Annotated in this window: 12 protein-coding genes and 1 pseudogene; 7 read left to right on the top strand and 6 right to left on the bottom strand. The window is 62.8% G+C overall.

The window, feature by feature from the left end; translation table 11 throughout:
• Positions 1 to 216: 216 nt before the first annotated feature.
• Positions 217 to 3,045, bottom strand: coding sequence for a TonB-dependent receptor (locus tag ACOJSJ_RS07250; RefSeq protein ID WP_420144315.1), 2,829 nt, complete (start codon positions 3,043 to 3,045; stop codon positions 217 to 219).
• A gap of 282 nt (positions 3,046 to 3,327) precedes the next feature.
• On the opposite strand from ACOJSJ_RS07250, the gene ACOJSJ_RS07245 reads away from it, so the two are divergent.
• Together ACOJSJ_RS07245 and ACOJSJ_RS07240 are read left to right on the top strand one after the other, a co-directional pair.
• The gene (locus ACOJSJ_RS07245; RefSeq protein ID WP_420144314.1) at positions 3,328 to 4,677 is read left to right on the top strand and encodes an MFS transporter; all 1,350 of its coding nucleotides are present in this window, start codon (positions 3,328 to 3,330) and stop codon (positions 4,675 to 4,677) included.
• A gap of 14 nt (positions 4,678 to 4,691) precedes the next feature.
• Positions 4,692 to 6,518: a hypothetical protein gene (locus tag ACOJSJ_RS07240; RefSeq protein ID WP_420144313.1), complete on the top strand. Its 1,827-nt coding sequence runs from the start codon at positions 4,692 to 4,694 to the stop codon at positions 6,516 to 6,518.
• A 71-nt stretch (positions 6,519 to 6,589) separates the two neighbouring features.
• Here ACOJSJ_RS07240 and ACOJSJ_RS07235 read toward each other — a convergent pair whose 3' ends face one another.
• The 3 genes from ACOJSJ_RS07235 to kdgD are packed head-to-tail and all read right to left on the bottom strand — an operon-like array spanning position 6,590 to position 10,000.
• Positions 6,590 to 8,152 carry a carboxylesterase/lipase family protein gene (locus ACOJSJ_RS07235; RefSeq protein WP_420144312.1) on the bottom strand — a complete coding sequence of 521 codons (1,563 nt, stop codon included), beginning with the start codon at positions 8,150 to 8,152 and terminating at the stop codon, positions 6,590 to 6,592.
• Positions 8,149 to 9,039, bottom strand: a complete 891-nt coding sequence (locus ACOJSJ_RS07230; RefSeq protein WP_420144311.1) for a LysR family transcriptional regulator — start codon at positions 9,037 to 9,039, stop codon at positions 8,149 to 8,151. The genes ACOJSJ_RS07235 and ACOJSJ_RS07230 overlap by 4 nt, the downstream gene beginning before the upstream one ends.
• Positions 9,040 to 9,067: 28 nt before the next feature.
• On the bottom strand, positions 9,068 to 10,000 hold the full coding sequence (kdgD, locus tag ACOJSJ_RS07225) for a 5-dehydro-4-deoxyglucarate dehydratase (protein ID WP_420144310.1): 933 nt from the start codon (positions 9,998 to 10,000) through the stop codon (positions 9,068 to 9,070).
• Positions 10,001 to 10,577: 577 nt separating this feature from the next.
• Here kdgD and ACOJSJ_RS07220 point away from each other — a divergent pair.
• The 5 genes and pseudogenes from ACOJSJ_RS07220 to ACOJSJ_RS07200 all read left to right on the top strand — a co-directional run bounded on the left by ACOJSJ_RS07220 (position 10,578) and on the right by ACOJSJ_RS07200 (position 16,331).
• Positions 10,578 to 13,409 (top strand): TonB-dependent receptor, encoded by a 2,832-nt coding sequence (locus ACOJSJ_RS07220; RefSeq protein ID WP_420144309.1) that lies wholly within the window; start codon positions 10,578 to 10,580, stop codon positions 13,407 to 13,409.
• Between the two features lie 408 nt (positions 13,410 to 13,817).
• Positions 13,818 to 14,972, top strand: a complete 1,155-nt coding sequence (locus ACOJSJ_RS07215; RefSeq protein ID WP_420144308.1) for a TonB-dependent receptor plug domain-containing protein — start codon at positions 13,818 to 13,820, stop codon at positions 14,970 to 14,972.
• The gene (locus tag ACOJSJ_RS07210) at positions 14,935 to 15,315 is read left to right on the top strand and encodes a hypothetical protein (RefSeq protein ID WP_420144307.1); all 381 of its coding nucleotides are present in this window, start codon (positions 14,935 to 14,937) and stop codon (positions 15,313 to 15,315) included. Before ACOJSJ_RS07215 ends, ACOJSJ_RS07210 begins: the two co-directional genes overlap by 38 nt.
• A 1-nt stretch (position 15,316) precedes the next feature.
• Positions 15,317 to 15,628, top strand: coding sequence for a hypothetical protein (locus ACOJSJ_RS07205; protein WP_420144306.1), 312 nt, complete (start codon positions 15,317 to 15,319; stop codon positions 15,626 to 15,628).
• Positions 15,609 to 16,331: pseudogene (locus ACOJSJ_RS07200) on the top strand (TonB-dependent receptor domain-containing protein). Before ACOJSJ_RS07205 ends, ACOJSJ_RS07200 begins: the two are co-directional and overlap by 20 nt.
• Positions 16,332 to 16,534: 203 nt before the next feature.
• On the opposite strand, the gene ACOJSJ_RS07195 reads toward ACOJSJ_RS07200, so the two are convergent.
• Entirely contained in the window at positions 16,535 to 16,960 is a 426-nt protein-coding gene (locus tag ACOJSJ_RS07195; protein ID WP_420144305.1) for a response regulator, read from the bottom strand.
• A 73-nt stretch (positions 16,961 to 17,033) separates the two neighbouring features.
• A complete protein-coding gene (locus tag ACOJSJ_RS07190) occupies positions 17,034 to 19,829 on the bottom strand; it encodes a TonB-dependent receptor (protein ID WP_420144322.1) in 2,796 nt (931 codons plus the stop codon).
• Positions 19,830 to 20,036: the final 207 nt, after the last annotated feature.

Here is a 20,036-nt window from a genome sequence, read left to right as displayed (position 1 = left end):
TGTCCCACCGTTCGCGTTACGATACGAACGGAACGGTCCCCTGATCGCTCAAACCCACTCTCGCAAGAAAGTTTCGTTCCGGATTCGATCTAGTTTGGCGGCTGTGTCTTTGATGCATCAGGCGGAGGAGGAGGCCTTGCGCGATGACGGCGTAAAGAAAATGCCGGTTGCCCATGGGGCAACCGGCAGGAAGGGGGACTACAGCGGAAGGGTGGATCAGAAGCTGTAGCGGACCCCGACATTGAACTGGCGACCGCTGTGCGTCAGCACGTTGAGGCGATTGGTTTCGTCCACGAACTGGTCGTTCTTGGTATCGAGCAGGTTGATCGCTTCCACGCTGATCTTCATCCGCTTGGTCAGGTTGTAGCTGGCCTGACCGTCAAGGTTCAGCGTGCTGTTGGTACCGTTATAGGCGTTGCCTTCCGTCCCCGGCACCGCCGTCAGATATTTGGAGCGATAGGCGAGAGACCCGCGGATCTGGAATGTGTCGGTTTCGAAATAGAGGGTGGCGTTGGCTGCCTGCTTCGACAGGCCGACCAGCGGCGCGGTGACCGAAGAGCCGCCGTTCGCCGACGTCAAATATTCGATGTTCGACGTGACATAGGTATAGTTGGCCAGCACGCCGAAGTGAGACAGGAAGCCCGGCAGGAAGCTGAGGGGCTGCTGCACGTTGATTTCGAAGCCCTTGAGGATGCCTCCGTCCGAATTGACGGGCTGGCTGACGATGAAGATGTCGCTGGGCGACGCGGTGGTGCCGGTCAGCAGCGCGTCGGGCAGGCCGAGGCTGCTATAGGGCACGCCGACGCTCAACGTCTGGGCGAAGCTGCCGATGTCCTTGCGGAAACCGGAAATGGCATAGATTGCGCCCTGCATCGGATACCATTCGACCGACACGTCCAGATTCTTGGACGATGTGGGCTTGAGATCCGGATTACCGGAACTGTAGGTGCGGTTGCCGCCCGACACATTGAGGTTGCCGCCCGGCGTCAGCGACGCGATTCCCGCGCGGGCGATCGTCTTGGCTGCGGCGAAGCGGACCTGAAGATTGTCGGTGATGTTGCCGACCAGGTTGAGCGAGGGCAGCCAGCGTTTGTAGCTGCGGTCGGCGGTGACGAGGTTGATCGCCGTTCCCTGGCTGGCATAGCCGGTCGAAAACTGGTCGGTCTTCACGTAACGCAGGCCGATGTCGCCGCGAATGGGTACGCCCACCCGGTCCTGAAGGTTGAACTGGGCCATGCCCCAGACGCCGGTGTCTTCTTCGGTCACGTTGATGTAGGAGCCGCGCGCGGTCGCATTTTCGATGCCGCCGGTGGCGTAGAGCGGGTTGCCGTAGATGCCGCCCCCGGCCTGCGCGATGAAGGCGTCGAGGTTGGGCACGACCCATGCGGTCGGCGTGCCGTTCTGAAGATTGAGGCCCTTGCCGAAACCGTCATGCAGAACCGTCATGCCGGCCAGTTGCGCGGCGGTCAGCGGCGCGACCACGGTTTCGCCCGACAGGCGGCGGCGTTCGGTCGATCCATATTCGAACTTGCGCCAGTCCAGGCCCGCCTTGAGTGTGATGCCGTCGATCGCTTCCCATTCCAGATGGCCCTTGGCCGTGGTGAAGGCGTTGCTGACGGTTTGCGGGCGGATGCGCACTTCCGATGTGCCGTTGATGAAGCTCCAGGTCGCGGGATTGGCGACGTCCACGCCCGGCTGGATGTTCGGGAAACGGCTGGTGAAATCATATTGGAAATTGCCGGTGTTGATCGCGTCGATCGTCACCGTCGTCTGGATGGGGTTGGAAAATTCGGAACTGGCATAGCCACCCATGGCCGAAAATTTCAGCCGGTCGGTGAACTGGTGATCGACCGACCCGGTGAACTGGTAGAATTCGGTCTTGAGCACGTCGTAGCGCGCCTGGGAACGCAGATCGACATTGTCGAACCGGCCGCTGATGATGTTGTTGTTTTCATCGACCACGCCGTCGCGGATGATCGTCTGCGGCTTGCCGGTGCCGGACCGGCTGAAACTGATCGCCTGAAGCTGCGCCTCCTTGCGGGTGCCGTCGAGCCGCGAATAGAGGCCGTCGATGGAAATCAGCGTGCGGTCGGTCGGCTTGAACTGAATGGAGCCGGCCGCGCCAAGGCGCTGCTGCGATATGTCGTAGCTGACCAGACCGGGGATGCGCGGGTGGAACAGCGCGGTGTCGGGATTATTATTGTTGATCTGGCCGATGGTATAGCCCGGCAGGGTGGACGCGGCGTTGAAGCCGTTGTTGAAGCCGCCATAGCTCCACCGGGTGATGTTGGCGCCTTCTTCCTTGATCTTGCGTTCTTCATAGGCGACCGACAGCAGGATGCCGAAACGGCCATCGTCGGTCTGGGTCGCGACCAGACCCGACAGGCGCGGCGTCGTCTTTTCGCTAAGGTCGTTGTAGCTGGCCGCCGCCGACAGCGCGACGGTGGGCTTTTTATAATCGAGCGGACGCGATGTCTGAAGATCGACCGTGCCACCCAGCGACCCTTCCTCCACATCGGCCGTTGCCGTCTTGCGCACCGACAGGTTGGAGAAGAGGTCGGAGGAGAAGATGTTGAAATCGAAGCCGCGACCACGGTTCACGCCGCCCGAATTGTCGGTGCCGCCCGAAGTGCCGATCGCTTCCATGCCGTTGATGCGCACGCGGGTATATTCGGCGCCAAGGCCGCGGACGGAAATGTTGCGCCCTTCGCCATTGACGCGGCTGATCGCGACGCCGGGAATGCGCTGAAGCGATTCCGCAAGGTTCAGGTCGGGAAATTCGGCGATGTCCTCCGCCTTGATCGCGTCGACCGTGGCGGTTTCGTTGCGCTTGACGTTGAGCGCGCTGTTGAGGCTGGCGCGGAAACCGGTGACGACGATGTCGGCCACTTCGCCCTGTCCCTGCTGGGGGAGGGCCTGTTGCGGCTGGGTCTGTTGCGATTGGGCCTGCGCATCCTGCTGCGCCAGCGCATGGGGGGCAAGGGTGACCGCGGCGATGGCGCTCGACAGGCCCAATATGGATTTCAGTTTCATGTTGCCGGTCATGGCTTCCTCTCCCCATCTTATACTATGCCCGGCCTCTGGGGACCGGATCGGTAGCATTCGATAGACCCGGCGGCGCGCAAAAGGCCAATCTCAATCCGGCATGGATCGATGCAAGGCTTGCACAGATTGCGGGGTGCGCCGACCAGTGGGGGCGAGATTGAGCCAAGATCGGACTGGATCGTGCCGCATTTGGACTTGGACGCGAGGGCGATGGCGGGCTAGCCTCCACCATCCATTCTGATCGCCCCGCAAGATGGGCGACGCCTTCAGGAGAGCGCATCCTTGTCCGACACAGCCGCCATTTCCGCCACAGCGCGTCCGCTTTCCGGGCGGCCCACCCATGTGCGGCACAGGATCATCGCGCTGATCTTCATCATCACGTCGATCAACTATGCGGATCGCGCAACATTCTCCATCGCGGGCAATGCAGCGAGTGGCGAATTGGGATTGTCGCCGGTGCAGACCGGTTTCATCCTGTCGGCCTTCGCATGGGCCTATGTGCTAGCGCAGATTCCGGGCGGGGCGCTGCTGGACCGGTTCGGGACCAAGAAAATCTATGCGGGCGCCATCGCCACATGGTCGGTCTTTACCGCGATGCAGGGGATGGTGGGGCTGATCACCGGGGTGTCGGTCGTGGCGATGCTGTTCGCGCTGCGGTTTCTGGTCGGCATGGCTGAAGCGCCGTCCTTTCCCGGCAATGCGCGGCTGGTCGCGGCATGGTTTCCCGGTGCGGAGCGGGGGACGGCGTCGGCGGTTTTCAACAGCGCGCAATATTTCTCGCTCGTCGCGTTCGCGCCGCTGATGGGATGGCTGGTCCATGATTTCGGATGGCGGTCCGTCTTCTGGGTGATGGGTGCGCTGGGGCTGGTGGCGATGGCGCTGTTCCTGCGCTTCATCCACAGCCCGGCGCGGCATCCGTCGGTCAACGACGCGGAACTGGCGCATATCGAGGCGGGCGGCGGCCTGATCCATATGGACGATGGCCGGGCGCAGGCGACCAAGGCGCCGACCTTTACCTGGGCCAATATCCGCCAGCTGCTGGCCAACCGGATGATGCTGGGCATTTACCTTGGCCAATATTGCATCAATGTGCTGACCTATTTCTTTGTCACATGGTTTCCCATCTATCTGGTCAAGGAACGTGGCCTCAACATCATGGAGGCGGGGTTCGCCGCCGCCGCGCCTGCGCTGTGCGGCTTTGCGGGCGGTCTTGCAGGCGGTTATTTCTCGGACCTGATATTGAAGCGCACCGGGTCGCTGGATCTGGCGCGCAAGGGGCCTTTGGTGGTGGGCATGCTGCTCGCCACGCTGATCATCGCCTGCGTGTGGGTGGACGCCGAATGGCTGGTCGTGACGCTGATGGCGGTCGCCTTCTTTGGCAAGGGGATCGCGTCGCTGGGCTGGGCGGTGATGGCCGACGTCGCGCCCAAGCAGCTGGCGGGGCTGTCGGGCGGGGTGTTCAACATGTTCGGCAATGTCGCGGGCATCGTGACGCCGATCGTGGTCGGCTATATCGTCGCGGCGACCGGATCTTTCGATCTGGCGCTGCTGTTCGTGGGCGCGCATTGCCTGCTCACCATCTTCGCCTTCACCGTGATCGTGGGGCCGATCCGTCGGCTGGAGCTGGCCTGATGCCGATGGGTCCGATGAAGGTGGATAGGCGCGCCTTTCTGGCAGGCACGGCCGCGCTGACCCTGCCGGCGCAGCTGCGCGCGGCGCCGCCGACCATCGTCGCGGACAAGGCGATGGCGGCGCCTGTATGGGCGACGATGCAGCGGCAGTTGCTGGACGCCAATGCGGCCGCGTGCGCGGCCTTTTACGCTGCCTATGTGGATAAGCGCGACCGGCTGAAGGTGTTCGAGCGCTGGGGCGCGAATGACGGGCCGGACGATGCGGCTGAGGCGACTAACGACTGGTTCATCCTGCATGCGCTGGGCGGTGATGATCATATCCGCACATTGGCGGGGCGTTTCTGGGAAGGGCATCTGAAACAGTTCACGGCGGCGCGGACGAAGGATGTGCCGATCGCGCGGCAGGGCATGTATCACCGCGAATTTCCGGTGCAGATGGACTGGCAGCATAATGCGGAAGGGCTGACCAGCTTCAACGTCATGGGCCTGTCCAGCCCGCGCGACGTGAAGTTGCTGGCGCGCACGAAGCGCTATGCCGATTTCTACAACGGGCGCGATCCCGATGTGCGCAATTACGACCCGGCGCGGCGGATGATGCGCAGCCTGTTGAACGGCAGTCGCGGGCCGATGCTGCGGCAGGCGACGCCGCTCGACTGGGCGGGCGATCCGTTCGATCCGCGCCCTTTCCATATGGAGCATGGCGAGACGAGCTATCAGGAAACGCTGGATCACTATGCCGAATATGGCGATGTGGTCGGCGACAATCCGCTGAACCTGCAAGCCACGACGCTGGGCCTTAACGCCTATGCGCTGGGCGGAGGCGATCGGTTTCGGGTCTGGGCGCTCGATTACCTCAGCGCATGGGCGGAGCGGGCGGAAAAGAATGGCGGGCTGCTGCCCAGCCATGTGCGGCCCGACGGCACGGTCGGCGAAGATTGGTGGAAGGGCGTCTATGGCTGGGGCTTTTCCCCGGTCGTGCCGCAGACAGGCGAGCGGGAAAATCGCAACCGCGTGCCCCGGTCGATCACCGCCTTCATGGGCGGCCTGCTGATGAGCGGGGACATGGGCTTTATCGACCTGTGGCGGCGGCAGACGGCACGGATCAACGATGCGTCGAAAAAGATCGACGGGGTGTTGAGCGCGCCCAGCATGTATGACGCGGATGGATGGTACGGGTGGAAGCCGGGGGCGTATCGCGCCAATTGTTTTGAAATCTGGTATATGTCGCAGCGCGCGGAGGACCGGGGAATTGCCGGGGACGATCCGTGGATCGCCTTTCTGGAAGGGCGCAATGCGGACTATCCCGTGCAGGCGCTGGGCGCGGACATGGCGCGCGTGGCGGAGCGGGTGAAGGCGCGGGAAAGCGACATCACCACGCCGCAGACGCGACTGGCGGACTGGCCGATCGACATCAACCCGGCCAGCGTCAAAAGTCTGGTGCAGCTGATGACCGGCGGCCTGCACATCGCGCGGCCGCCATGGTCGAAGACGTCGCCGCCGCAGGGGGGCGTGCCGCTGCATTGCCGGTTGCGCTATTTTGATCCGGTCGCAAGGCGGGCGGGGGTGCCTGCCGATGTCGCGGCGCTGGTGGGGCGCATGGCGGATCGTGAAACGCAGGTGACGCTGGTCAATCTGGGCAAGGTGGCGCGGACGGTGACGGTGCAGGGTGGCGCCTATGCCGAACATCGGATCGATGCGGTGACGATGGATGGGCGAACCGTGCCGGTTGGCGGGCGCGACTTCACGCTGCGGCTGGAGCCGGGATGCGGGGTGGAAATGGTGCTGGCGATGACGCGCTTTGCCAATCGGCCGACGCTGGCCTTTCCATGGGACCGGGCCTAGCGTATTTTCGAAGCGGATGACCTCCGTCAGATCAAGCTCTGGAATTGCGTTCCCTTAAGGTGCGAACGCTTCTAACCGCCCGGCTTGATATAGGGGGCGACCGCAAAGAGCAGCCGTTCTTCGCGCCGTGGGTCGTTTTCGATCCGCGATGGACTGTCGAAGATCATTGTCGCGCGCCGATCGAGGTCGAACGTCGGCCAATCGGCAAGGGCGCGATGGTTGGGATTGCCGGTGCGGGCGAGCGCGATGAACGCGTCTGCCATCTGCCCCGCGAGGTGACGGGCGGCGGGGCTGGCGCCGGTGCGCGATCCGGGCGTATCGACATTGTCGAACACCAATGGGATGTCGAGCGTGTGGAAGGCGCCCAATATTCCGCCCGCGTCGGGACAGGGGAAATCGAGCTGATACATCCATGTCGGCGCGTCGATGCGGGCGCGTTCCTCCGCCTGGATAAGGTGCCCCGGCCATGAGCGACCCGCCGTCGTCGCGGCGAGCAGGATCTGGCCCGGCGTGCGGTCTGGATACAGTTCGCGATAGCGGCGGATCACATGATCGGGGGCGAGATCCTTGACCGTATTGCGCGCATAGCGTTGCGGCAGATTATCCCATGTCGTGTCGCCCGCGCGCAGCAGCTTTTCGATCCACAGCGCGGTTTCATCATGGGTGTTGCCGATGATGAGCGGAATATGGGCCGCCTCCACCGGCGCACCGGGGACGAAGGGATGGCGGGTCAGCACGCCATGGTCGAGGGTGGAGGTGAAGCTGATTTCGCCCTTGCCCTCTAGCGGGTCGATCATCCCCATGGCCGCCACCAGTTTTTCGACCGGCAGGCGCATCAGCGCGGGCATGTCGGGCGCGCCTGCCTTGTCCATCCATGCCCTTGCGCGCTGGGTCGCGTGCATCGGTCCGGCGGCGGTAACATGCTGGCCGCTCATCGTGGCGGCGGCGTGGAACAGCGGGCGGGCCTCCGCCATGGCCATCAGCGTGACGACCTTTGCGCCGCCGCCCGACTGGCCGAAGATCATCACGCGGCCGGGATCGCCGCCGAAGGTCGCGATATTGTCGCGCACCCACTGAAGCGCCAGGATGATGTCGAGATTGCCCACATTGCCCGATTCCGCCGGGCCGCCCAGCGCCGCCAGATAGGCATAGCCCATCGCAGCCAGCCGGTGGTTGAGCGTCACCACCACGACATCGCCGCGCCGCACCAGATTGCCGCCATCGTATAGCGGGTCGCTGCCCGACCCATGGGCATGCGCGCCGCCATGAAGATAGACCAAGACCGGGCGCTTTCCTGCGTCGAGCGCGGGCGTCCAGACGTTGAGGAACAGGCAGTCTTCCGATGTCGACTCGTCCGCCTTCGTCTGGGGCGCGGCGGGGCCGTAGCGGGTGGCGTCGGCGATGTCGGTCCATGGGCGGGGCGGGCGCGCGCGGGCGAAGCGGGTGGTGGCGGTGTCCGCGCCATAGCGGACGCCGCGAAAGACGAGGACATTCTTTTCGATGGTGCCGCGTACCCGGCCATGGCGCGTGGCCGCGATGGGACTGTGTGGAGGGCTTGATGAAGTGCGGGCGGAAGCGGCGATCGGGGTGGCCGCCATGGCGGTGATCAGGGTGCGGCGGCCGATGTCGATCATGTGGTCATTTCCGTGCAGAGTTGACGCATCGCGGGCAGCGCCGGGTTCGCATTGTCGCGCCGCCAGGCCATGTGCAGTTCGACCGGCTTTTCCTGCGGTGTCAGCAGGCGGCGGAAATGCACATCGTTCATGTGCAGGCCGGTGGCGCTTTCGGGCACGATCGCGGGGGCAAGGCCCGCATGGACGAGCCCCAGCATCGAATGGATTTGCGTCACATATTGGACGTAGAGCGGCGCGGCTTCGGCTTCGTTGAACAGATTTTCCAGCATCGTGTTGAAATAGGCCGCGCCCTGCCGCGAATACATGACGAGCGGCTGGCCGTCGAAATCGGCGGGCGTCAGCGTCGCGGCCGATTTGCGCGGGTCGCCCGGCGGCAGCGCGACGAACAGCGGTTCGTGCAGGACGCAGGCGCTGTCAAATTCATGGCGGTTGACCGGCGGGCGGACGAAACCGATGTCGACAAGCCCGGTGAGCAGGGCGTCGACCTGATCCCCCGACACCATTTCGCGCAGTTCCAGTTCAATATTGGGCAGGACTGCGCGTGCCTGCGCCACGATACGGGGTACGATATTATAGCCCGACACGGCGGTGAAGCCGATGGCGACGCGCCCTGCATCCCCCTTTGCCACGCGGCGGGCGGACAGGGCCGCGCCGTCGGCCAGGCGGACGATGCGGCGGGCCTCTATCAGGAAGATGCTGCCAGCCGGGGTGAGGCTCACCTGACGGCTGGTGCGTTCCAGCAGTTGCACGTCCAATATGCGTTCGAGCAGCTGGATCTGGCGGCTGAGCGGCGACTGGGTCATGTTGAGCCGCTGGGCGGCGCGGCCGAAATGCAGTTCTTCGGCTGCGGCGACGAAGCAACGGAGCTGGCTGAGTTCGAACATCATGCCATGCTATCCGTGCTTCGCCGCTTAGTCACGCTGGCTGAACGACGGGAGAGACGCGTTCGATCAGCGTGCGCAGTTCCGCTTCTTCCTCAACCGACAGATCGGTGAGCGGCGAGCGGACCGGCCCCGCATCGCGACCGATGATGCGCATGCCAGCCTTGACGATGGAAACCGCATAGCCCTGACCCCGGTTGCGCAGCGCGATATAGGGCAGGACGAAATCGCGCAGGCCGTTCATCACCGTCACCTGATCGCCCGCGCGCACCGCTTTGTAGAAGGCCAGCGCCCATTCGGGCATGAAGTTGAAGATGGCCGATGAATAAGTGGTGACGCCCATGGTGAGATAGGGCGTGGCAAAGGTTTCGGCGGTGGGCAGGCCGCCGATATAGGTGAGGCGATCGCCCATGCGGGCATAGATGCGGGTCATCAGTTCGATGTCGCCCACGCCGTCCTTGAAGCCTACCAGATTGGGGTTGCGGTCGCACAGCCGGGCGAGCGTGTCGTCGTTGATGATGGCGTTGTCGGGGTGGTAGACGATGACGCCAAGGCCGGTGGCGCGGCACCCCGCTTCGATATGGTCGGCCAGCCCTTCCTGCTTGGCGTGCATCAGATAGGGGGGAAGGAGGAGGAGGCCGTCGGCACCCGCCTTTTCCGCGTCGCGGGCAATGCCCGTCGCGATCGCCGTGCCATAACCGCAGCCTGAAATGACCGGAATGCGGCCGTTGGTTTCCGCGACGGCCGCCGCCACCACCTTTGCCACTTCATCGGGGGAGAGGGAAAAAAATTCGCCGGTGCCGCCCGCCGCGAACAGGCCGGTCAGTTCGCGTTCCAGCATCCATCCGCAATGATCGCGATAGGGGCTTTCCAGAAATGCGCCCTGCGCATCGAAATGGGTGACCGGGAAGGACAGCAGCCCCTGGCCCAGTCGGCGCGCCAGATCGGTGGGGCTAAAATGGCTCATTGCGTGAAAACTCCTCTCCCTGACGGGCCGTGCAGCGCCCGCTGTTCATGGGACAGGAGATAGGGGCTGGGGGCTATGCGGTCCAAACCAAATGCGCGCATGATCGATGCACAGCTTGGCTTGATGGGGCAGGGGCTGGCTTTGAGCGCGGAAGGATGCCGGTGAAGGAGACAAAGGCGTGTGTCCTGTCGTTCTGGCGGTATCTGAACCTCACATATTTCCGTAAACGCTTCGCCGTGATTTTAAAACTTTCTGTCGTGCAGCATCAGCAAATCATTGCTCTGGCCTGGTTTAGCGGTACAGTGAATTATTAATTCAAGTTTCTTAATTCAGAGTCGATACTGGATGGGGAGCATGAGAGGGTGTCAGTTCCAGTTTTCATACCGGCAGCAGCCAGCGTTCATCGCCTGCATGACAATGTAGGGCCAGTCCGCACGCCTGTTTCCCGGTGGCGTTGCTCATAACATCAATGACGGCGGGGAAGGGCCAAAGTCTCCGCCGGTAAGAAGATCATCATCATTCGTCGGAACAGCATCCGGCGAACCGATGATGGCGACCACAGGAGAGGAGAAGGGGAATGCGTATTTCGTGGAAAGCCCAGCTGTTGTGCGGCGCGCTGTTGATGGCGTCGCCCGCGCTGGCGAAGGACGGCGCAACGGCGCCCGACGATCAGACCGCACCGCAGGGGGCAGGCGCGACGACCGCCAATGACGGAGCAAGCAGCGCCGACATCGTCGTCACCGGCATTCGCGGCAGCCTGGCATCGTCGGCGCGGATCAAACGTGAGGCGCAGCAGATCGTCGACACGATTTCGGCCGAAGACGTCGGCAAATTCCCCGATGCGAATATCGCAGAATCGCTGCAACGCATCACCGGCGTTGCGATCGACCGGTCGGGGGGCGAAGGACAGTTCATCACCGTGCGCGGCCTTGGCCCGGAATTCAACACGGTGCTGGTCAATGGCCGCGTGATGGCGACCGACAATCCGGGGCGCGAATTTTCGTTCGACGTCCTGTCGTCCAACATGATCCAGCGCACCGACGTCTATAAGTCGAGCGTGCCCAATCTGCAGGAAGGCGGCATCGGCGCGACCGTCAATATCGTGACCGCGCGGCCGCTGGACGGCAAGGACGGGTTCCACCTGTCGGCGTCGGCGGGCGGCATTTACGATACGCTGCGGGAAAAGGTCAGCCCCGATTTTTCCGCCGTAACGTCATGGACCAACGCTGAAAAGACCGTCGGGCTGGTGCTGTCGGGCAGCTATACCGACCGGCGCAGCCAGCTGGATTATGTCCAGACCGAAGGCTGGCTGTTCGGCCCGCAAAATGTGGTGAACGGCAATGGCAGTTCGGTCGGCCTGCCCGAAAGCGCGCTCGGCAACACCGGCACCGCGGTGCATGTGCCGCAGAACCTTGCCTTCGCGCGGCAGCTCGATCGCCGTCGCCGCATCAATCTGGCCGGTGCATTTCAGGCGCAGATCAATGACCAGCTGCTGCTGACCATCGACGGCATCTATTCGAAGTTCGATGTGTTCACGCATCGCAACGTCTTCGCCAATTTCTATTCCGCGCCCTATATCGGGCTGGAAACCGATGCGAACGGCACGACGACCGGTTTCAACCGTCCGGGGCAGCAGTTCCTGACCAACAATCCCGCGCTGGCGGGACGGGTTTCGCTGTCGCAGAATGACAATATCGTCGCGACCAGCGACCGCCGGACCGAAACCTATCAATTTGGCGGCAACCTGAAATGGAACCCGATCGACGATGTGGAGGTGCGGTTCGATGCATCGACCACGCGGGCCAAGCGGCGTAACCCCGCGCAATTCGTGGTGGTCGGGTCGCTGGCGCAGACCAGCCCGCGCTTCGACCTCAACCCCGATCAGGATCTGCCCACCGCATCCAATTTCGGCAACATCACCGATCCGTCGCTGATGCGGGCGCATTTTACGGGGGTGGACGACAATCCGGTGCGTGACAAGGGATCGGAATTCCATGTCGATACCGAATTCAAGGTGCAGGACAGCATCCTGCAATCGATCAAGGTCGGTCTGGCCTATTCGGACCGTACCAAGGTGCGACGGTCGTTCAGCAATCAGGACGGTAACTGTTCCTATTGCGGTTACGACATCCCGATGGACCCGGCCTTGCTGAAGCCCTATAATCTGGACGGTTTCCTTTCGGGCGTTTCGGGCAGCGAAAATGTGCCCAAGCAATTTTTCACCTATGATCCCGACGAGATCATCGCCTTCCTGTCCAATCCCGCCAATCTGGCCCGCGCGCGGCAGGGACGCACCCCGGCGGAACAGGCGGCGGAAGCCGCGCGGTTGCTGGCATTGCCCGGCGGTCCCTATGGTCTGCGCGAAAATCTCAACAGCCTGCTTGACGTGCGGGAACGGTTGCAGGCGGCCTATATCACGATGCAGTTCGGCGGATCGCGATGGACCGGCAATGTCGGCGTGCGCGTGGTGCAGACGAAGACGCGGTCGCGCGGCTATGACCTGCCGGTCGTCAGCATCACCAACACGCCGGGGGACGACACGCTGCAATATCGTTATGGCGACCCGACGCCGATCGCGGTCAGCAACAGCTATGTCAACGCGCTGCCGTCGGCCAATATCAAATATAGCATAACCGACAAGCTGATCGCCCGCGCCGCTTTTTCCCAGATGGTGACGCGGCCGACGCTGACCGACCTTGGCGTCGACAACAGTTTCGGCGGGCGCGTGTCGGTGCCGCTGTCGAGCGGTGGCAACCCGTCGCTGGAACCGTTCAAATCGACCAATTATGATGCGTCGCTGGAATGGTATCTGACCCCGGTCAGCTATGTCAGCATCAGCGGTTTCTACAAGGATCTGAGCAATTTCCTGGAATTGCAGACGCTGCCGGTCGAACGGTTCGGCCGGACGTTCCAGGATACCCGCACCCGCAACGGCCAGAGCGGCTATATTCGCGGGATCGAAGTGGGCGGCCAATATTCGTTCGACTGGCTGCCGGGCTTCGCATCGGGCTTTGGCGTCGCGGGCAACTATACCTATGTCGACAGCAAGGCGAAGCGGGACGCGACGCTGGCCGATTATCAGTGCGGCTATAACGGCCTGTCGCCCCATTCGGCGAACGGCAGCGTCTTCTTCGAAAAATATGGGCTGTCGGCGCGGGCATCCTATAACTGGCGGTCCGATTATCTGCGTGCATGCCGGTCCGATCAGGCACGGCCGCGCAACCGGTCGAGCTATGGCCAGCTGGACTTCAACGTCGGCTATGATGTGACGCCGACCGTTCAGGTCTATGTGCAGGGCGTCAACGTCACCAATGAAATGGTCGACGAATGGTCGGTCTTGCAGGAACGCTTCCTGCTGCTTCAGGACAGCGGCGCGCGCTATAATTTCGGTGTGCGCATGCGCTTCTGATCCATCATTCTGACTTACCATGAAAAGAACGGCTCCGCGCTCCTGAACGGAGGGCGGGGCCTTTTTTGCATCCGCCGCCATCGACCGGTCGATATTTCGGCCCGGCGTCGCAGGCGCGTAATTTCTCTTCCCCACCCCACGCAGCCAGCCAGCCAGCCAGCCAGCCGGGTGGGCAAGGCGATGACCCTGAAGAAGGTTGCCGACCGACCGTCGCCACCCGCCCGGTCCGGAGAGACCGCCGTGACGAAACACGAAAGCGTGCGTCGGCGCCGACACGGCATGCAGTTCGCACGAAGCACCACCATTCCGGTCTTTGCCTGAGGCCGGAACAGGCCGGTGCTTGTCCGCGAAACGGAGTAGGCGAACCGCGGTCAGGATTTTGGGGCCAGAACAACAGGGGACGCCATCATGAACCACCATTTTTATCGCAAGATGCGCGCCGCGCATTTCCTTTTGGGCGGGGCGCTGACCGCCTTGGCCGCGATGCCCGCCGCCGCGCAGACGGCACCGGCCGATGGCGCCGGTGAAGGCGAGGAAATCGTCGTGTCGGGCTATCGCCGCAGTCTGGAAGAAGCGATCGACATGAAGCGCAACACGATCGGCTTTTCCGATTCCATCGTTGCCACCGACATAGCCGACTTTCCGGAACAAAATCTGTCCGAAGCCCTGCACCGTATTCCCGGTGTGTCGATCGAACGCGACAAGGGGCTGGGCACGCGCGTCAATGTGCGCGGCCTGCCGACCGAATTCACATTCGTGTCGATCAACAAGCGGGCGACGGCGTCAGGTTCCGGCGGTCGTGACGTGGAGTTCGACATTTTCGCGTCGGAACTGATCCAGTCGGTCACGATGCAGAAATCGCCGACCGCCGCCGATGAAGAAGGCGGCATCACCGGGTCGGTCGCCAAGCAGCAGCGCACCAACCGCACCGATTCCAATTCGGGTATCAATTTCCGCCCGATTTCGCGCTGGACCGACCGTGCCGGGGCCAATCGCAATCAGGCGATCGCCGTGCTGCAACGCGATGCAGGCATTACTTTCATTGACGCGATGAAGAACCAGATCGTGTTCCTGGATAAGGTCGGCGACCGCGTCTATCAGAATGATCAACACCGGCTGGGCCTGTCAGGATCGCTGCAATATAAGCCGAGCGACACGTTCAGCCTGGCGTTCGACGCCTTTGTCGGGTTGTACGACATGCGCGAGGATGAATATGACGCGGCGGGCTATTCGGCGTCGAGCAATTCCACGCTGGAAACCATCCATGATTTCGATGCGACGACGCTGGCCGACAGCGGCATCGTGGTGCTGCGCGACGTGTCCTACACCAACACCCAGCATGAATTTATGAGCAAGCAATATCTGAACGAAACCGATTATCGCCAGTTCGGTGGCGAAATGAACTGGGAAACCGGCAACTGGAAGATCAATGCGCTGGGCGGTTATTCGGGCGCGAAGAAGATATTGGACTTCGCCAATCTGAAGCATGTCGCCTATGCGCCGTCGCGGACCCGCTATACCGAAAATGGCGGCGCCGCAGGCCTATCTGTTCGAAGCCTATGAAACGACGCGCGAGCGGATCAAGGACGACAAATATGCCGCGCAGGTCGATATCAGCTATCAGTTCGACAATTCGGTGCCGAAGCGGTTCAATTTCGGCGGGCGCTACACCAACAAGAGCAACGAACGCCAATATGGCGAGGAAAAGATTCAGGGGCCGACCCGCGGCAGCATCGCCTATGTCAACACCCGCACGCTGGCCGACAGCCCGCTGAAGGATGTGACCGACATCGTCGGTGGCAAAAGCTATCAGGCGCGCAACCTTAGCTGGGCGCAGATTTTCAACGATTATGCGTGCGATTTCTTTCGCCCGGACGGGTTCTTGACGCCCTATGACGACGGTTAATATGCCAAGGTGCGAAGAAACGATCGCGGGCTATGCCGTGGTGGATTTCGCGTTGGACGCGCCGGTGCCGGTATTCGTCAATCTGGGTGGCCGTTACCTGCGTACCAAGGTTCGTTCGGAAGGTTTTCATCAGGTGCAGAATGCGGACGGTTCGACCGGCCTGACCGACGCGCCGGTGTCGAGCGAGGGCAGTTACCAGAAATTCCTGCCGTCGCTGAACGCCCATGCCGAAATCACCGACAGCCTGATCCTGCGCGCCGCGGCTTCGCAGACGCTAATCCGTCCGCCCGGCGCTGGGCGATCTGGCTTGTAAGCGCACCGCCAGCATCGGCAATTTCCGCTATACCGACGGCAATCCGGGGCTGAAGCCCACCTATGCCGACCAATGGGAAGTGGGCGTCGAAAAATATCTGGGGCAGGGCGGCATTCTGGCCGCGTCCTATTTCTGGAAGAAGATCAAGGACGTGGTGCAGAGCCAGCTGACCGGCGTGGTGCCCGATGTGACCGTCTACAACGCCAATGGTACGGTCAATGGCGTGTTCGACTTCGACGTCTATCAGCCGGTCAATGCGTAAGGCAGCTACAAGGTCAGCGGCGTGGAACTGAACGCGGTGATCCCGTTCGGCATGTTCGCGCATTGGGCCGACGGGTTCGGCGTCAATGCGAACGTCACCTTCCTCGACAGTTTGCTGACGGGGCAGTCTGACCTCAACATCGCGACGTCGCCCATCGGCCTTGCCGACAGCACGTACAATGCGACGATCTTGTACGATAATGGGCCGTTGTCGCTGCGCGTGTCGTGCAACCGCAAGGGCGCCTATGTGGAGCGGATCGAACGCAACATGTATCCTGTCTATCGCGATGCCTATGGGCAGTTCGACGTCGCCGCCAGTTATCAGGTGACGCGCAACGTCCGGGTCGAATTGCAGGGCATCAATGCCGGCAATGCCAAGACGACCGGCTATACGATGGACCCGTCTTTCCCGAAGACCTATGAATTTCGGGCAGCCGCGTGAGTTTCGGCGTGCGCGCGCAATTCTGATCCTAGGCGGCCGATCCGACCATGAGCAACAAGGCCCCCGTCGCTGGCGCGATGGGGGCCTTTTTGCATGATCGACAGGTGGCGCGGGCCAGCATTGTCCTTGTTACAGGGGGCGGATCATGATCCGACTGGATTGTATCGGATCATGGTCTGAAAATCGATCGGCCCCGATCGCGATCAGGCGGCGATGGGCATCGGCGTCATGGCCGGGGCGGTGATGCCACGGCCAAGGTCGCGGATCAGGCCGATGAAGCGAGTGGCTTCCCGCACGATCATCGCCTTGTTGAAACAGGCTGCGGCTCCCCGGTCCATCGCTTCGGCGACGATCGGCGCGCCATCGCGCATCAGGCTGGACAGCATGATGACGGGGCATGGTTCCATGTCCATGATCTCGTCGAGAATGGTCAGGCCATCCTTGCCCGGCATGGCGATGTCCAGCGTGACCAGATCGGGTTTTTCCAGACGGATCATGTCGATCGCTTCTTCGCCATTACGGGCAATGCCGACCACTTCGATTCGGCGGTCGCGTTCCAGCAGCGTTTCGATCATCGCGCGGATGGTCAGCGAATCGTCGACCACCACTATTCTGACAGGCTTTCTCATGGCTATTCCCCAACCGTATATGTCCATCATAACGGCCGGGGAACGACAGGCTTTAGCCGTCCCTAATGGGGATTTAACTACGTGGCCGGTTATTGGCGGCGAAATTGGGAAAGAACAGCTTGCGGAAGCTGATCGAAATGGTCCGGCCCAGCGGGTCGAGATAGCCCGGCTGATAGCGTAGCGGCGTGGCGCCGGTGGCGTCGGTCACGTCGCGGCGCTGGTTGAAGATATTGTCGATGCTGATCGACACGCGCGCGCCGCGCAGAAACGGCACCTTGCGCTGCAGCCCCTGCATCTGGCCCAGATTGGCGAAGATGCGCAGGTTCGCCGTCGCCAGACTGCCGAAATCAAGGCGGCTGTTGCCGCCCAGCGCGCCGTCCACATGGGTGCCGCTTTCCCAGTCGATGCCCAGCCGCGCGCCGATGCCGTTGTTCATGTAACCGATGCGCGCCTCAATCTCATGCCGGGGCTGGCCACCCGATGATCCGGTGGCGTCGCCGTTCAGCAGGTCGAGTGCCGGAACGCCGGGGCCGATCAGGATGCTCTCATTCAGATGCCATGTGTGATAGACGCTGAAGGTCATGCGGCCGCCGCCCTGACCGTTCTGGCCGCCGCCCGGCACACGGAAACCGCCCGGCCCGCCAAAGCCGCCGGGGCGCGGTCCCCCGCCACCCTGACCGCCGCCGGGACCGGCATTGCCGCCTTCGCCACGGGGGCGGTCGCCGCCGCCCTGACTGCCCGCTTCGCGGGACGGAGGACCGCCTTCGCCGCGCGGCTGGCGATTGCCGAACAGCGCCTGCAATTCGGGCGGGCGGTCTTCGGGTTTGCCGCCCGACGCGCGCCATGCCTCCACCAGTTTCTGGATATGCGATTTGATCGGGATCGACAGGTCGAAGCCCCAGCGCAGCTGTTCGCTTTGCGAACGCAGGAAATTGATCGGGCGGCTGTCGATCTGAACCAGATTGCCGTCCGCATCGCGCAGGAATCGCTGGGGAAAGGCCGCCTCTATCGCCGGGGTCGGCGTGGGGAAGGCGGCGATGGGATTGCGCGTCCGGCTGTTGAGATAGGTCGCGGTCAAGGTGAGGTTGGGTTTTTCGAACGGCTTGATCCGGGCGTTCAGGCGGAACTGTTCGCGCACGCTTTCACGCAAACCCGCGTTGCCGCCCGACAGTTGCGATACGAACACCGTCTGCCCGGTCGCATAGTCGAAGACGGACACGTTGGGCGTGGTGATCAGCGGATCGGTGATCTGCGTACCCGTCGGCGCGGCGCGATCCTGATTGGCGGAGGCCAGTATCTGCACCGCGTCCACCGGTTTCCAGCGTAGGCCATAGCCCAGCGTCGACAGCGTACCGAAATCCGAATAGCGTTGCGCCGCCGCGTTCACATTGACGCCGATGTCGCCCACCGCGCCCAATATGCCGCGCGACCGGCTGGTGATTGGCAGGTCGAAGCTGAGCTGTCCGTTGCCGATTTCGCGGTTGTAATCGCTGCTGCTTTCGATGCCCGAACGAATCGACCGGCTGGTGAAGCCGTTGGCCGATCCGCCGACACGAATGGATGTGGTGACATCGCCTGCGGGCAGTTCGAACAAGGTGCCGCTGATCAGCAGGTCGCCCTGTATCGCCTGACTTTTGGCGCGGGCGCGATCGGTGACATGGTCGGCGATCAGGTCCGGCGCGAAACTGCCGAAGGGGTTGACGCTGCCGTCGCCCGCATCCAGCGCCGACTGGATCGCCCCGGTCGCGATGCCGCGATCGGTGCGCGTGCGGGTGATGGACAGGTCGCCATTGCCGGTGAAGGACCATTGCCATCCGCGACCCAGCTGGCCGTTCAGCGTCAGGCCGATATGCCCGGTGGTGCCTCGCACCTGCTGTTCCAGCGCGCCGCCCTGCGCCAGATAGCGGTAGAGGGTGACGTCATTGGCAAAGGGGGAGAAGGGATTGCCTGGCGTCAGGTCGAACGCCGCCTGCGACAGGCCCTGAAGCGAGTCATTGTCGGACAGTTCCAGCCGCCCGTTCAGCGTAGCCGACACCCCGCCCAGCGCGCGGGCGAGCGTGGCATTGGCGGAAAAACTTTCGGTTTCCGGGCTGAGCGTGCGATATTGGGTGATGTCGCTGACGCTGGTGACATTGGCGCCCGCGACGAAATCATTGAGCGAGGGGGCGCCATTGGCCGCGCTGCCCGGTACGGTGGCGATGCTGACCAGCTGACCGGCCTGCGCCGACAGGGCCGGGTCGATTTCTCCATTGGCGCCCGTGCCCGTGACATTGCCCGCCAGCGCATAGGGGCGGCCCGGCGGCGTGACGACGATGCCGCGTTCATTTTCCAGCATCGCGGCGGCGCGGCTATATTTCAGGTTCAGGGTGAAGCGGTTGTCGCCCCGGATGCGCAATATGCCCGCTTCCACCTGTCCATTTTCGCGGCCGCCCTGTGTCGTTGCGCCTGCGCGCGCCTCCGCCGTTTCGGCGCGAAAACGCTGGCGCAGGACGATGTTCACCACTTTCTGCGTGGGGGCATAGCCATAGGATAGCGCAACCTGTTCGGGCAGGATGTCGACCCGCTGCACCGCTTCCGACGGAATGTCCTGAATTTCGGAAAAACTGGAAATCCGCTTTCCGTTCAGCAGGATGACCGGCGATCCGTTGGTTTGCGGCGACAATTCGGTGATGAGTTCGGAAATGGAGGTAACGCCCAGCGCGCGAATGTCACCGGCCGACAATTGCTGTTCGGGCTGGACATTGCCGATCACCGATCCGCGCTGCGGCTGGCCGGTGACGATAATCTCCTCACCTTCGTCCATCTGCACCGGGGGTGCGCCCTTTTGCTCCTCCTGCGCCATCAGCGCGCCGGGCGAGACCCCGGCCATGAACAGCACGCAGACGACGGATGCGGAAAAACGCACGAAAACCCCCTTGGATGATCCCAGTTATGATTCCGGATTAGCCGCTAACTGTCGCAGGATTCTGGCAACATCCGATGATATTTGTCGCAAGATGTAACGCCGCTGGCTGAACGGGTGCTGGCTGACCGTTGGACAGGGCGTCGCTTTTCTGCATTTGATCGCCGACATCCA

It is taken from the genome of Sphingobium sp. (assembly GCF_048594625.1).
Lineage (GTDB): Bacteria > Pseudomonadota > Alphaproteobacteria > Sphingomonadales > Sphingomonadaceae > Sphingobium.
This window is presented reverse-complemented; position numbering and strand designations above follow the sequence as displayed.